Annotated in this window: 17 protein-coding genes; 1 reads left to right on the forward strand and 16 read right to left on the reverse strand. The window is 59.4% G+C overall.

What is annotated here, in order from left to right; all coding sequences use genetic code 11:
- Nucleotides 1-10: 10 nt before the first annotated feature.
- From ndk to trmJ, 11 genes are all read right to left on the reverse strand, one after another.
- A complete protein-coding gene (ndk, locus tag WIN67_RS24595) occupies nucleotides 11-436 on the reverse strand; it encodes a nucleoside-diphosphate kinase (RefSeq protein ID WP_339070148.1) in 426 nt (141 codons plus the stop codon).
- 94 nt (nucleotides 437-530) lie between these two features.
- Nucleotides 531-731 (reverse strand): Fe-S cluster assembly protein IscX, encoded by a 201-nt coding sequence (gene iscX / locus WIN67_RS24600; RefSeq protein WP_102860397.1) that lies wholly within the window; start codon nucleotides 729-731, stop codon nucleotides 531-533.
- A gap of 14 nt (nucleotides 732-745) precedes the next feature.
- On the reverse strand, nucleotides 746-1,087 hold the full coding sequence (fdx, locus tag WIN67_RS24605; RefSeq protein WP_025129554.1) for an ISC system 2Fe-2S type ferredoxin: 342 nt from the start codon (nucleotides 1,085-1,087) through the stop codon (nucleotides 746-748).
- A gap of 3 nt (nucleotides 1,088-1,090) precedes the next feature.
- The gene (gene hscA / locus WIN67_RS24610; RefSeq protein WP_102860396.1) at nucleotides 1,091-2,953 is read right to left on the reverse strand and encodes a Fe-S protein assembly chaperone HscA; all 1,863 of its coding nucleotides are present in this window, start codon (nucleotides 2,951-2,953) and stop codon (nucleotides 1,091-1,093) included.
- A gap of 51 nt (nucleotides 2,954-3,004) precedes the next feature.
- Entirely contained in the window at nucleotides 3,005-3,526 is a 522-nt protein-coding gene (hscB, locus tag WIN67_RS24615; RefSeq protein ID WP_011063215.1) for a co-chaperone HscB, read from the reverse strand.
- A gap of 8 nt (nucleotides 3,527-3,534) precedes the next feature.
- The gene (gene iscA, locus WIN67_RS24620; protein ID WP_007929524.1) at nucleotides 3,535-3,858 is read right to left on the reverse strand and encodes an iron-sulfur cluster assembly protein IscA; all 324 of its coding nucleotides are present in this window, start codon (nucleotides 3,856-3,858) and stop codon (nucleotides 3,535-3,537) included.
- Between the two features lie 42 nt (nucleotides 3,859-3,900).
- Complete coding sequence (gene iscU, locus WIN67_RS24625; protein WP_007929523.1) at nucleotides 3,901-4,287, reverse strand: Fe-S cluster assembly scaffold IscU; 387 nt, start codon at nucleotides 4,285-4,287, stop codon at nucleotides 3,901-3,903.
- A gap of 94 nt (nucleotides 4,288-4,381) precedes the next feature.
- Nucleotides 4,382-5,596 (reverse strand): IscS subfamily cysteine desulfurase, encoded by a 1,215-nt coding sequence (locus WIN67_RS24630; protein WP_102860394.1) that lies wholly within the window; start codon nucleotides 5,594-5,596, stop codon nucleotides 4,382-4,384.
- Between the two features lie 50 nt (nucleotides 5,597-5,646).
- On the reverse strand, nucleotides 5,647-6,138 hold the full coding sequence (gene iscR / locus WIN67_RS24635; RefSeq protein ID WP_011063217.1) for a Fe-S cluster assembly transcriptional regulator IscR: 492 nt from the start codon (nucleotides 6,136-6,138) through the stop codon (nucleotides 5,647-5,649).
- A 235-nt stretch (nucleotides 6,139-6,373) separates the two neighbouring features.
- Nucleotides 6,374-7,150 (reverse strand): serine O-acetyltransferase, encoded by a 777-nt coding sequence (cysE, locus tag WIN67_RS24640; protein ID WP_102880807.1) that lies wholly within the window; start codon nucleotides 7,148-7,150, stop codon nucleotides 6,374-6,376.
- Entirely contained in the window at nucleotides 7,150-7,923 is a 774-nt protein-coding gene (gene trmJ, locus WIN67_RS24645; RefSeq protein ID WP_339070149.1) for a tRNA (cytosine(32)/uridine(32)-2'-O)-methyltransferase TrmJ, read from the reverse strand. Before trmJ ends, cysE begins: the two co-directional genes overlap by 1 nt.
- 245 nt (nucleotides 7,924-8,168) lie before the next feature.
- On the opposite strand from trmJ, the gene suhB reads away from it, so the two are divergent.
- The gene (suhB, locus tag WIN67_RS24650; protein ID WP_339070150.1) at nucleotides 8,169-8,984 is read left to right on the forward strand and encodes an inositol-phosphate phosphatase; all 816 of its coding nucleotides are present in this window, start codon (nucleotides 8,169-8,171) and stop codon (nucleotides 8,982-8,984) included.
- A 132-nt stretch (nucleotides 8,985-9,116) separates the two neighbouring features.
- Here suhB and WIN67_RS24655 read toward each other — a convergent pair whose 3' ends face one another.
- From WIN67_RS24655 to tgt, 5 genes are all read right to left on the reverse strand, one after another.
- Nucleotides 9,117-9,671, reverse strand: coding sequence for a glycine zipper 2TM domain-containing protein (locus tag WIN67_RS24655; RefSeq protein WP_102880808.1), 555 nt, complete (start codon nucleotides 9,669-9,671; stop codon nucleotides 9,117-9,119).
- A 122-nt stretch (nucleotides 9,672-9,793) separates the two neighbouring features.
- Complete coding sequence (secF, locus tag WIN67_RS24660) at nucleotides 9,794-10,708, reverse strand: protein translocase subunit SecF (protein WP_102860390.1); 915 nt, start codon at nucleotides 10,706-10,708, stop codon at nucleotides 9,794-9,796.
- 9 nt (nucleotides 10,709-10,717) lie between these two features.
- Complete coding sequence (gene secD / locus WIN67_RS24665; protein WP_102860389.1) at nucleotides 10,718-12,586, reverse strand: protein translocase subunit SecD; 1,869 nt, start codon at nucleotides 12,584-12,586, stop codon at nucleotides 10,718-10,720.
- Nucleotides 12,587-12,648: 62 nt separating this feature from the next.
- Complete coding sequence (yajC, locus tag WIN67_RS24670) at nucleotides 12,649-12,987, reverse strand: preprotein translocase subunit YajC (protein WP_102880809.1); 339 nt, start codon at nucleotides 12,985-12,987, stop codon at nucleotides 12,649-12,651.
- Between the two features lie 47 nt (nucleotides 12,988-13,034).
- Nucleotides 13,035-14,150: a tRNA guanosine(34) transglycosylase Tgt gene (gene tgt / locus WIN67_RS24675; RefSeq protein WP_161799191.1), complete on the reverse strand. Its 1,116-nt coding sequence runs from the start codon at nucleotides 14,148-14,150 to the stop codon at nucleotides 13,035-13,037.
- Nucleotides 14,151-14,160 lie beyond the last annotated feature (10 nt).

The following is a 14,160-nucleotide window of genomic DNA, read 5'->3' on the forward strand; positions in this document are numbered from 1 at the left end:
CCAGCCTTACTCAGCGAGCGGTTACTTCAGTAGCTGCGAAGAAGTAAGCGATTTCGCGAACAGCGGCAGCTTCGGAGTCCGAACCGTGAACGGCGTTGGCGTCGATGGACTCGGCGAAGTCAGCACGGATGGTGCCGGCAGCAGCTTCTTTAGGGTTGGTAGCGCCCATCAGCTCACGGTTGCGAGCGATGGCGTTTTCGCCTTCCAGAACCTGAACAACAACTGGACCGGAAGTCATGAAGGCAACCAGTTCGCCGAAGAAGCCACGCTCGCTGTGCTCAGCGTAGAAGCCTTCAGCTTCAGCTTTGGACAGTTGCTTCATTTTCGAAGCTACAACGCGCAGGCCGGCTTCTTCAAAACGGGAAACGATCTTGCCGATAACGTTTTTTGCAACAGCGTCAGGCTTGATGATGGAGAAAGTACGTTGAACAGCCATGGTGTAACTCCAGAAACGGTGATTAAAGCGAAAAATTAAACCCGCGAATTATACGCGGGTTTATAGGGATTGCCTAACTGCGTAGCCCGCGGATTCAGTCCGCTTCGTCGATCCAGGCGGCCTGAATTGCTTCAAGAACCTTCTCGCCTCCGCGAGCCGGATCGTCGCTGAACTCTGGCAGTGCCAGAACCCATTGGTGCAAGTCGACAAAGTTCACATAACGCGGGTCCACATCCGGCTTGGAATCAGCCAGCTGGATCGCGATTTCCAGTACATCAACCCACTTCAGACTCATGACGACTCCTTGAATCAGTGCGGCGCTTCGGCGGCATGGTTGAGTGAGTACTTGGGAATTTCAACGGTCAGGTCTTCATCACCAACGATGGCCTGGCACGACAGGCGCGACTGTGCTTCCAGGCCCCAGGCCTTGTCCAGCAAGTCTTCTTCCAGCTCGTCGGCTTCGTTCAGCGAGTCAAACCCTTCACGAATGATGCAGTGGCAGGTAGTGCAGGCGCAGACGCCGCCGCAGGCGCTCTCGATCTCGATGTGGTTGTCGTGGGCCACGTCGAGCACCGAAACACCAGGCTCGACCTCGACAACCAGACCGTCCGGGCAGAACACGGCGTGTGGCAGAAAAATGATCTGCGGCATCAGTTATTCCTCGATTTCATTCAGGTTGCGCCCCGCCAAAGCGGCTTTCACCGTCGAATCCAGGCGGCGGGCAGCAAAGGCATCGGTCACTTGCGACAGACGCTTGGTCTGCTGCTCGATGGCGTAACCATCGGTGCCACGCATCAATTCACTCAGTTCCTGCATCTGCAGCTCGATGACCATGCGCTCTTCAGCATCCAGAAGACGGTCACCATCGGCGTCCAGGGCGCCCTGCACAGCCTCGATCAGGCGCTGAGCATCAACCTGCTGCTCACGCAGCACGCGGGCCACCTTGTCGTCACCGGCGTACTGGAAGGAGTCCTTGAGCATCTTGGCGATTTCGCCGTCAGTCAGGCCGTAGGACGGCTTGACCTGAATGCTGGCTTCAACACCCGACCCCAGCTCTCGGGCAGAGACACTGAGCAGGCCATCGGCGTCGACCTGGAAGGTCACGCGAATCTTCGCCGCACCGGCCACCATCGGTGGGATGCCACGCAGCTCGAAGCGCGCCAGGGAGCGGCAGTCACTGATCAGCTCGCGCTCGCCCTGCAGCACATGAATCATCATGGCCGTCTGGCCATCCTTGTAGGTGGTGAAGTCCTGGGCACGGGCAACCGGTATGGTGGTGTTACGCGGAATCACCTTCTCCATCAACCCGCCCATGGTTTCCAACCCCAAAGACAGCGGAATCACGTCCAGCAGCAGCAATTCGCCGCCTTCACGCTTGTTGCCCGCGAGGGTATCGGCCTGGATCGCGGCACCAATGGCCACCACTTGATCCGGATCGATCTCGGTCAACGGCTGGCGACCAAACATTTCAGCCACCGCTTCACGCACGCGCGGCACGCGGGTCGAACCGCCCACCATGACCACTGCCTGCACTTCGTCCAGCTCGACATTGGAGTCGCGAACGGCACGACGGCAGGCCTTGAGGCTGCGGGCAACCATAGGCTCGATCAGGGCGTCGAAGGCCTCGCGAGTCAGGGCGGCGCGCCAATCGCCATGCACCACTTCCACGGATGCAGCACTGGTCAGGGCTTCTTTGGCCGCACAGGCGGTTTGCAACAGATTGCGCTGGGTGCCTGGGTCCAGGTCGGCGGACAGGCCCGCGCCCTCGATGATCCAGCCGGCAATGGCGTGATCGAAGTCGTCGCCACCCAGGGCGGTATCGCCACCAGTAGCCAGCACTTCGAAGACGCCGCCAGTCAGGCGCAGGATGGAAATATCGAAGGTACCGCCGCCCAAGTCATAGATCGCCACCACACCCTCGGCGTGCTGGTCCAGACCGTAAGCCACGGCAGCCGCGGTCGGCTCGTTGAGCAGGCGCAGCACATTCAGGCCAGCCAACTTGGCCGCATCCTTGGTGGCTTGACGCTGGGCATCATCGAAATAGGCCGGAACGGTAATCACCGCACCTACCAACTCGCCCCCCAGGGCCGCCTCAGCACGCTGACGCAAGACCTTGAGCACTTCAGCCGATACCTCCACCGGGCTTTTCGGCCCCTGGATGGTCTCGATGAACGGCATATGCGACTCACCATCAACGAAGCGATAAGGCAGTTGCTCACCCAATTGCTTGACGTCGGACAGGCCGCGCCCCATCAGGCGCTTGACCGAGAGCACGGTGTTCAGGGGATCGCTGGACGCAGCCAGGCGGGCGGATTCACCCACTTCGACGCGGTCGGCGTGATAACGCACGGCCGACGGCAGAATCACCTGACCCTGCGCGTCAGCCAGAGGCTCGGAAAGACCACTGCGCAAGGCAGCAACCAGCGAATTGGTGGTACCCAAGTCGATCCCCACAGCCAGACGACGCTGGTGCGGTTGAGGACTTTGGCCGGGTTCGGCGATCTGCAGTAGGGCCATGCTTATCTGGACTTATCTGTATATCAGGCGTGCGACCGGAGCGGCACTGGGTTAATCGTCGAGGCGCTCTTCTAACTGGCGCACTTCGTAGGTGAGCTTGTCGAGGAACTGCATGCGCCGCATCAGGCGTTCGGCCTGCTCGCGTTGCGCTGCATCATCCCAACAGGCTGCGAAGCTTTCGTTCAGTTCATCCTGTGCAGTCTTGAGTCGACGCTTGAATGCTGCCACTCCAGCCAGGTCGGCGCTGTCCTGCAAGTCTTCGAGTTCTTCGCGCCACTGCATCTGCTGCAGAAGAAACTCCGGATCATGCACCGTGACTTCCAGCGGCAACTCACCGCCATTCAAGGCCAGAAGATAACGAGCACGCTTTGGCGGACTCTTGAGGGTCTGGTAAGCCTCGTTGAGGCTCGCCGACTGCTCCAGGGCCAGACGTTGCTCGCGCTCGGAAGCATCGGCAAAACGGTCTGGATGAACCCCACGCGCCAACTCACGGTAGCGCGCAGCCAACTGCTCGAGATCCAAACGGAAGCTCGGTTGCAGTTCAAATAAAGCGAAATGACAAGGAGTACCCACAAGAAGCCTCAGATATTGAAGCTTTCGCCGCAGCCACATTCACCGCGCACGTTGGGGTTGTTGAACTTGAAGCCTTCGTTCAACCCTTCCTTGACGAAATCAAGCTCGGTGCCGTCCAGATAGGTCAGGCTCTTCGGGTCGATGATCACTTTCTCGCCGTGACTTTCGAACACCTGATCGTCCTCGCCGATCTCGTCGACGAACTCCAGCACATAGGCAAGGCCGGAACAGCCTGTGGTGCGAACACCCAGACGAATCCCATCACCCTTGCCGCGCCCATTGAGGGAGCGTCGCACGTGTTGAGCAGCCGCTTCTGTCATGCTGATAGCCATCGTGACTCCTTACTTGTCGCCAAATCTGTGAAAGCCGATCGATCAGATCAGGCCTTTCTTCTGCTTGTAGTCGCGAACGGCGGCCTTGATGGCGTCTTCGGCGAGCACCGAGCAGTGGATCTTCACTGGAGGCAGGGCCAGCTCTTCAGCCAGCTGGGTGTTCTTGATGGTTTCGGCTTCATCCAGGGTCTTGCCCTTCATCCACTCAGTGGCCAGGGAGCTGGAAGCAATGGCGGAACCGCAGCCATAAGTCTTGAACTTGGCGTCTTCAATGATGCCCTGCTCGTTGACCTTGATCTGCAGGCGCATCACGTCGCCGCAGGCTGGAGCGCCGACCATGCCGGTGCCGACATCCGGATCTTCCGCGTTCATCTTGCCGACGTTGCGCGGGTTCTCGTAGTGGTCGATGACCTTTTCGCTGTAAGCCATGATTCTTAATCCTCACTCATCAGAGAGTCGCTCTTGGGTTCTGCAAATCGCCGTTATCGGGACGCTCTACAGAACCCTGTGCGGCGACTTATATTCAGTGCGCCGCCCACTCGATCTTCGAGATATCGACGCCATCTTTGTACATGTCCCACAGCGGCGACAGAGCGCGCAGCTTGGTAACGGCTTCGCAGACTTTCTGCGCCGCGTAATCGATTTCTTCTTCGGTGGTGAAGCGGCCGAAGGTGAAGCGGATCGAGCTGTGAGCCAACTCGTCGTTACGACCCAGGGCACGCAGCACGTACGAAGGCTCGAGCGAAGCCGAAGTACAGGCCGAACCGGAAGACACTGCCAGATCCTTGAGGGCCATGATCAGCGACTCGCCTTCAACGTAGTTGAAGCTCAGGTTCAGGTTGTGCGGTACACGAGCCGTCATGCTGCCGTTGATGTACAGCTCTTCCAGGTGTTCAACCTGCTTGTAGAAGCGATCGCTCAGGGCCTTGATGCGAGCATTTTCGGCGACCATGTCTTCCTTGGCGACGCGGAAGGCTTCGCCCATACCGACGATCTGGTGAGTGGCCAGGGTACCGGAACGCATACCGCGCTCGTGACCGCCGCCGTGCATGGTGGCCTCCAGGCGCACGCGAGGCTTGCGGCTGACGTACAGCGCGCCAATGCCTTTAGGGCCGTAGGTCTTGTGGGCAGAGAAGGACATCAGGTCGACTTTCAGGGCCTGCAGGTCGATTTCGACCTTGCCGGTGGACTGAGCGCCGTCGACGTGGAACAGAATACCTTTGGAGCGGGTCAACTCGCCGATGGCGGCAATGTCGTTGATGGTGCCGATTTCGTTGTTCACATGCATGATCGAAACCAGGATGGTGTCGTCACGCAGGGCCGCTTCAACCATGGCCGGAGTGATCAAGCCATCTTCGCCCGGCTCGATGTAGGTCACTTCAAAGCCTTCACGCTCGAGTTGGCGCATGGTGTCCAGGACAGCCTTGTGCTCGATTTTCGAGGTGATCAGGTGCTTGCCCTTGGTGTGATAGAAATGCGCGACACCCTTGATTGCCAGGTTGTCGGACTCGGTTGCACCGGAGGTCCAGACGATTTCACGCGGATCAGCGTTAACCAGGTCGGCCACTTGGCGACGGGCATTCTCCACCGACTCTTCGGCCTTCCAGCCGAACACGTGAGAGCGGGACGCCGGGTTACCGAAGTTTCCGTCGACCAGCAGGCATTCACTCATTTTTTGCGCAACACGCGGATCGACCGGCGTGGTCGCTGAGTAATCAAGGTAAATCGGCAATTTCATGGACTCTCTCCTAAATCAGGCTGGCTGGCGTGCCGCTAGCTCTTTGGCTGTCATTCGACGGCGGACGCTTCAATCTTGTCCAGGCGCGGCGCCTTACCATTACAACGGCGCTGGTCCTGACGCTGGGCTACTTCTTGTACCTCACGGCGAGTAACAAGATCAGCCAAGCTGATACCGCTCAGAAATTCGTGAATCTGCAGGCTCAAGTCGCACCACAGGTGATGGGTCAGGCAGGTGTCGCCGGCATGGCAATCACCCAGCCCCTGGCATTTGGTTGCATCGACCGATTCATTCACCGCATCGATCACCTGAGCCACCTGAATCCCCTGCATGTCACGGGACAGCTGGTAGCCGCCACCAGGACCACGGACGCTGGACACCAGGTTACTGCGGCGCAGTTTGGCGAAAAGCTGTTCGAGGTAGGACAGGGAGATGCCTTGGCGCTCAGAGATATCGGCCAGGGAGACCGGGCCATGTTGCGCGTGCAACGCCAGATCAAGCATGGCGGTCACGGCGTATCGGCCTTTAGTAGTCAGTCGCATGGACAAGTACCACGGAGTTTCGGAATGGACGCGAGTATGCAATACCCGAGTAATCGAGTCAACTATAAGACCAACTACTTTAGTCGGGTTTACCCGCAAAAGAGCGCGCGAATCATAGCAAAGTCTGCGACGTAATGGCACAGCAGTATGGCAACACCTGACCTGCGGGTCACTCAAAGGATATTAGGGCCTTTCGCTAGCAAGCCGACCCCGCAGAGGGGCCGGTTTTGCGCCATCAGCCGACCTGACTGCCGTCCTTGCCTTTGACTTCAGCGAAGTCTTCTTCACGCAATTGAGGCAGATCCTTGGCACAGTAGTCACTGCCCAGATCCTTCAGCGCGCCACACATATCCTCCAGACGACCGTCAACTGCCTGCAGGTGATCCAGCAACTGCCCGATAGCACGAGCCACCGGATCCGGCATGTCCTCGCCGACACCGTAGGCATCGAAACCGAGTTTTTCCGCCATAGCCTTGCGCTTGGCCGCCTGCTCGTCGCTGGACTTCATGATGATCCGCCCAGGAATGCCCACCACCGTCGCTCCGGCCGGCACCGCCTTGGTCACCACCGCATTGGAACCGACCTTGGCCCCCGCGCCCACAATGAAGGGACCCAGCACCTTGGCGCCCGCCCCCACCACCACACCGTCTTCCAGGGTCGGATGGCGCTTGCCCTTGTTCCAACTGGTGCCACCCAGCGTCACCCCTTGATAGAGGGTCACGTCATCACCGATCTCGGCGGTCTCGCCAATGACAATGCCCATGCCATGGTCGATAAAGAAGCGACGGCCGACTTTGGCTCCCGGATGAATTTCGATCCCGGTCAACCAACGACCGAAGTTCGACACCAGCCGCGCCAGCCATTTCCAACCCATGCCCCACAAGGCGCCGGACAAACGATGAATCCAGATCGCGTGCATACCTGGGTAGCAGGTCAACACCTCGAAGGCATTGCGCGCCGCCGGGTCACGATGAAACACGCTTTGGATATCTTCACGCAGACGCTCGAACATCACTGATCCTTCCGCTTTTGTAGCTCTCCACGGGCCGCTTTCTGGGTTTCCGTGAGAATGCCACGCAATATATTCATTTCCGCCCGGCTGACCGAGCTGCGACCGTATAACCGACGCAGGCGTGCCATCAAGTGCCGCGGCTTTTCCGGATCGAGGAAGTCGATGGCCACCAGCGTCTGCTGCAGATGCTCGTAGAACCGCTCCAACTCATCCATGGTCGCCAGCTCTTCACTGCGCGGCGAAGCCACTTCATCCTTCTCTACCTTGGTTGGCCGGCCTTGGGCCGCCAGCCAGGACATGCGCACTTCATAAGTCAGCACCTGCACCGCCGTGGCCAGGTTCAGCGAGCTGAACTCCGGGTCCGACGGGATATGCACGTGGAAATGACATCGCTGCAGCTCATCATTGGTCAGGCCGGAATCTTCACGACCGAACACCAGGGCGATCTGCGCCCCCTGCCCGGCTTCCTCTACCACCTTGAGACCGGACTCACGCGGATCAAGCAAGGGCCAGGGAATGCGCCGGTCGCGAGCACTGGTGCCAAACACCAGCGTGCAACCCGCCAATGCCTCCTCAAGGGTGGCAACTACCTGGGCATTGGCCAGGATATCGGTGGCACCGGAAGCACGCGCATCCGCCTCGTGAGACGGAAATACCCGGGGCCCCACCAGCACCAGCCGCGACAAGCCCATGTTCTTCATGGCACGCGCAGCCCCGCCGATATTGCCCGGATGACTGGTATTGACCAGGACGACACGAATGTTCTGCAGCAAGGGATGCGCTCTCGGACACGATAAGGGGGAGCAAATCTTACCGAACAGGCAAGACTCCCGCCTCAAAAATAACCACCCGACAGATTCCAGCGCTCCATAAAGGCGCCCAGCAACCGGTACAAACACTCGCCACCGGAGAACGCCACACAGCGGATCAATGCAATCAAAGCGAACACCAGCCTTCATCTGCAAAAGTTTTCTGCTAGAATGCTCGGCTTTCTTTAACAACCTTAGGTGACCTATCCATGCAGCCAATGCTGAATATCGCGCTGCGCGCCGCCCGCAGCGCCAGTGAATTGATTTTCCGCTCCATCGAGCGCCTGGATACCATCAAGGTCGACGAAAAAGACGCCAAAGACTACGTATCCGAAGTTGATCGCGCTGCCGAGCAGAAGATCATCGACGCGCTGCGCAAGGCCTACCCGACCCACGCCATCCTCGGCGAAGAAACCGGCCTGCACTCCGGCAGCGGCGAAGGCGAAGACTACCTGTGGATCATCGACCCACTGGACGGCACCACCAACTTCCTGCGCGGCATCCCGCACTTTGCCGTGAGCATCGCCTGCAAATACCGTGGCCGCCTGGAACACGCCGTGGTCCTGGACCCGGTTCGCCAGGAAGAATTCACCGCCAGCCGTGGCCGTGGCGCCCAGCTGAACGGTCGCCGCCTGCGCGTGAGCGGCCGCACCAGCCTCGACGGCGCCCTGCTGGGCACCGGCTTCCCATTCCGTGACGACCAGATGGACAACCTGGACAACTACCTGGGCATGTTCCGCGCCCTGGTTGGCCAGACCGCCGGCATCCGCCGCGCTGGTGCTGCAAGCCTGGACCTGGCCTACGTGGCCGCCGGTCGTTTCGACGCTTTCTGGGAGTCGGGCCTGTCCGAATGGGACATGGCAGCTGGCGCCCTGCTGATTCAAGAAGCCGGCGGCCTGGTGAGCGACTTCACCGGCGGTCACGACTTCCTGGAAAAAGGCCACGTGGTAGCTGGCAACACCAAATGCTTCAAAGCGGTCCTGACCGCCATCCAGCCGCACCTGCCGGCTTCGCTGAAGCGCTAAGCGCCAGCGACAAAAAAGCACCCCGAGGGGTGCTTTTTTTATGTCCGCAAAACCCGACCTATAGGAGCCGGCTTGCCGGCGAAGGCGATCTCAAAGCCCATTCGCCGGCAAGCCAACCCCTACAAGCGAGGGTTATTGGCCGGGTTGATTCTGGTTCTGACCCAGAATCAGACGCCCCTCTTTATCCACCGGAATCTGGTTGCCCGGATCACGATCCATGCGCACCTGGCCTTGCTTGCCGCCCAAGTCGTATTTCACGTCATAACCCACGACCTTCTCACTGATGTCATTGACCGTGTTACAGCGAGTCTGGGTGGTGGTGTAGGTGTCACGTTCCTGCATGCCTTCCTGCACCTTGTTGCCGGCATAGCCACCGCCAACCGCACCCGCCACAGTGGCGATCTTCTTGCCATTACCACCACCAATCATGCTACCCAGCAGACCGCCGCCCACCGCACCCGCCACGGTGCCCAGGATCTGATGCTCATCCTTGACCGGGCGCTGGCGAGTCACGGCGACGTCCTTGCAGACTTCACGAGGGGTCTTGATCTGTTGTTTGACCGGCTGTACGGCCAGCACTTGCGCATACTCAGGGCCGCTTTTAACCAGGCTGTAGGTGGCAACAGCACCCCCGGCGGTGACACCGACAGCACCCAATACCGCACCAACCAGCAACGACTTGTTCACGTGAACCTCCTGACCATACAAACGGGACTTGGCCCGCGCTTCTCCCAGCGTTGGAGCAATAAAAAAGGCGCGAGTTCAACACTCGCGCCTTTTTAACTGACAGCCGGAAAAGGGCTAGATCCTCATGGACGGTCGTCCACTTCCTTCTCGGTATTGGCCGGAGGAATCAGATCCTCGCTGTTCAGGTTCAGCCAGATCAGCACCACGTTGGCGATGTAGATCGACGAGTAGGTACCCGCCAGAACACCGACAAACAGGGCGATGGAGAAGCCCCACAGGTTGTCGCCACCAAAGAACAGCAACGCGATGATCGCCAGCAAGGTGGAGATCGAAGTCGCCATGGTCCGTAGCAGGGTCTGAGTGGTCGAGATATTGATGTTCTCGATCAGGCTGGCCTTGCGCAGCACACGGAAGTTCTCACGCACCCGGTCGAACACCACGATGGTGTCGTTGAGGGAGTAACCGATGATCGCCAGCACCGCCGCCAGCACCGTCAGGTCAAAGGTGATCTGGAAGAACGAGAGGATGCCCACCGTCACGATCACGTCGTGGATCAGCGAAACGATCGCGCCCACCGCGAACTTCCACTGAAAGCGGAAGGCCAGGTAGATCAGGATGCCGCCCAGGGCCATGAGCATGCCGAGGCCGCCCTGGTCCCGCAGCTCTTCACCCACTTGCGGACCGACAAACTCGACGCGCTTGACCTGCGCCGGGTTGTCACCGCCAACCTTCTGCAGCGCCTCGGCCACCTGGTGGCCCAGTTGCGGGTCTTCACCCGGCATCCGCACCAGCAGATCAGTGGTCGCACCGAAGCTCTGCACGATGGCTTCGTGATAACCGGCATCGTTCAGTTGCGAACGCACCTTCATCACATCCGCCGGACGCTCGTAGGTCAGCTCAATGAGCGTACCGCCGGTGAAGTCCAGACCGTAGTTCAAGCCTTTGTGGAACCAGCTGAACAACGCCAGGATGGTGAGCAGCACAGTGACGCCGAACGCAACGTTGCGCACGCCCATGAAGTTAATAGTACGTAACATGGCAGCCCCTTAAATCCACAACTTCTTGAAGTCACGACCGCCGAAGATCAGGTTGACCATCGCACGGGTCAGCCAGATGGCCGTGAACATCGAGGTAAAGATCCCGAGGGACATGGTCACCGCAAAGCCTTTCACCGGACCGGTACCCATGGCGAACAGAATGCCGCCCACCAGCAAGGTGGTCAGGTTGGAGTCCAGGATCGCGGTGAATGCCCGGCCGAAGCCTTCGTTGATTGCCCGCTGCACACTCATGCCGGCGGCGAGCTCTTCACGTATCCGCGAGAAGATCAGTACGTTGGCGTCCACCGCCATACCCATGGTCAAGACGATACCGGCGATACCCGGCAGGGTCAGCGTCGCCCCCAGCAGGGACATCAGGGCCAGCAGCAGCACCATGTTCAATGCCAGGGCCACAGTGGCGATGACACCGAAGAAACGGTAGATGGCGATAATGAACAGCGACACGAACAGCATGCCCCACAGGGACGCATCGATACCCTTGGTGATGTTGTCAGCACCCAGGCTTGGACCGATTGTGCGCTCTTCGGCGAAGTACATCGGCGCCGCCAGACCACCGGCACGCAGCAACAGCGCCAGCTCGGAAGACTCGCCCTGGCCGTTCAGGCCAGTGATGCGGAACTGGCTACCCAGCGGCGACTGGATAGTCGCCAGGCTGATGATCTTCTTCTCTTCCTTGAAGGTCTGCACCGCCACGTCTTTCTCGACACCGTTCACCACTTGCTTGGTGTAGGTGGTGGTCGGCTTCTGCTCGATGAAGATCACCGCCATGCTGCGACCGACATTGCTGCGAGTCGAACGGTTCATCAGCTCGCCACCGTGACCATCAAGCTTGATGTTCACCTGTGGACGGCCGTGTTCGTCGTAACCGGCCTGGGCATCGGTCACCTGGTCACCGGTGATGATCAGGCCACGCTCGATCAGTGCAGGAGGACGGTTGCCCTCACGGAATTCGAAGGACTCGGAAGTCGCCTTGGAAGCACCCGGCTCGGCGGCCAGACGGAATTCCAGGTTGGCGGTCTTGCCCAGGATCCGCTTGGCTTCAGCAGTGTCCTGCACGCCCGGCAGCTCAACCACGATACGGTTGGCACCCTGACGCTGAACCAGAGGCTCGGCCACACCCAGCTCGTTGACCCGATTACGCACGGTGGTCAAGTTCTGCTTGATGGAGTATTCACGGATTTCCGCCAGCTTGGCCGGGGTCATCGCCAGACGCAGCACCGGTTGGCCATTGAGGTCGGCCGGTACGATATCGAAATCGTTGAAGTTCTTGCGGATCAGCGAACGAGCCTGTTCACGGCTGTCTTCATCGCTGAAGCCCAGCTGGATGGCGCCATTGAGCTGCGGCAGGCTGCGATAGCGCAGGCGCTCTTTGCGCAGCAGGCTCTTGACGTCGCCTTCATAGACTTTCAGGCGGGCGTCGAGGGCTTTGTCCATGTCCACTTCCAGCAGGAAGTGCACACCACCGGACAAGTCCAGACCCAGTTTCATCGGGTGCGCACCGAGGTTGCGCAGCCATTGCGGAGTGGTTTGCGCCAGGTTCAACGCCACCACATAGTCATCGCCCAGCGCCTTGCGCACTACATCCTTGGCCGGAAGCTGGTCTTCCTTGTTGGTCAAGCGCAGCAGGCCGCCCTTGCCGTTGGCAGCAATGGAAGCAGCCTTGACCTTGATACCGGCGTCGGTGAGCGCTTTGCTCGCACGATCCAGATCCGCCTGAGTGACCTGCAACGCAGTGCTCGCACCGCTGACCTGAATGGCCGGATCATCAGGGTATAGATTGGGAGCGGAATAAATAAAACCGATCGCCAGCACCGCCAGGATCAGTAGGTACTTCCACAGAGGATATTTGTTCAGCATCACGCCGCCCGTTTATGACGCGGGGCGCCTTGCGCGCCCCGTCGATTGGTAAAAGATGAAACTTAGATGGCTTTCAGCGTGCCTTTTGGCAGCGTGGCAGCGATCGCGCCCTTCTGGAACTTCAGCTCAACGGAGTCCGACACTTCCAGAACCACGAAGTCGTCGGTCACCTTGTTGATCTTGCCGGCGATACCGCCAGTGGTCACAACTTCGTCGCCTTTCTGCAGGCTGCTCAGCAGGTTTTTCTGCTCTTTGGCGCGCTTGGCCTGCGGGCGCCAGATCATCAGATAGAAGATGACCAGGAAGCCAACCAGGAAAATCCACTCGAAACCAGTGCCAGCAGGACCGGCAGCGGCAGGTGCAGCGGCGTCCGCATACGCGGCAGGGATCAAAAAGCTCATTTAACACTCCGATAATTGCAAAATTAGTGGCTTAACGTCTTTAGAACTTATTCTAAAGGCGGCACGGGTAACCCGCGTTTGGCATAGAAGGAATCGACAAAGGCGGCCAATGTACCTTGTTGAATAGCCTCGCGCAAACCAGCCATAAGACGCTGGTAATGGCGCAAATTATGGATGGTATTGAGCATACTCCCGAGCATTTCCCCGCACTTGTCCAAGTGATGCAGATAGGCACGGGAGAAGTTCTGGCAGGTGTAGCAATCACAAGTTGGGTCCAGCGGCGAATCATCATGGCGATGGAACGCGTTACGGATTTTCAGCACGCCTGTATCGATGAACAGATGCCCATTGCGGGCATTGCGGGTTGGCATCACGCAATCGAACATGTCCACACCGCGGCGCACACCCTCAACCAGATCTTCCGGCTTGCCAACTCCCATAAGGTAACGAGGTTTGTCGGCAGGCATCTGGCCCGGCAGGTAGTCCAGGACCTTGATCATTTCATGCTTGGGCTCGCCCACCGACAGGCCGCCGATGGCCAGGCCGTCGAAGCCGATCTTGTCCAGGCCTTCCAGGGAACGCATGCGCAGGTCCTGGTGCATGCCACCCTGAACGATGCCAAACAGCGCCGCCGTGTTGTCACCGTGGGCATTCTTGGAACGCTGGGCCCAGCGCAGGGACAGCTCCATGGAGATCCGCGCCACATCTTCATCGGCCGGGTACGGGGTGCACTCGTCGAAGATCATCACGATGTCCGAACCCAGGTCGCGCTGCACTTGCATCGACTCTTCCGGGCCCATGAACACCTTGGCACCGTCCACCGGCGAGGCGAAGGTCACGCCCTCTTCCTTGATCTTGCGCATGGCGCCCAGGCTGAACACCTGGAAACCACCGGAATCGGTGAGGATCGGGCCGTTCCACTGCATGAAGTCATGCAAATCACCGTGAGCCTTGATCACCTCGGTGCCCGGACGCAGCCACAGGTGGAAGGTGTTGCCGAGGATGATCTCGGCGCCGGTGGCGACGATATCCCGCGGCAGCATGCCCTTGACCGTACCGTAGGTGCCCACCGGCATGAAGGCCGGGGTTTCCACCGTACCGCGGGGGAAGGTCAGGCGACCGCGACGAGCCTTGCCATCAGTGGCCAGAAGCTCGAAGGACATACGACAAGTG

Source organism: Pseudomonas idahonensis (assembly GCF_037903935.1).
Lineage (GTDB): Bacteria > Pseudomonadota > Gammaproteobacteria > Pseudomonadales > Pseudomonadaceae > Aquipseudomonas > Aquipseudomonas danubii.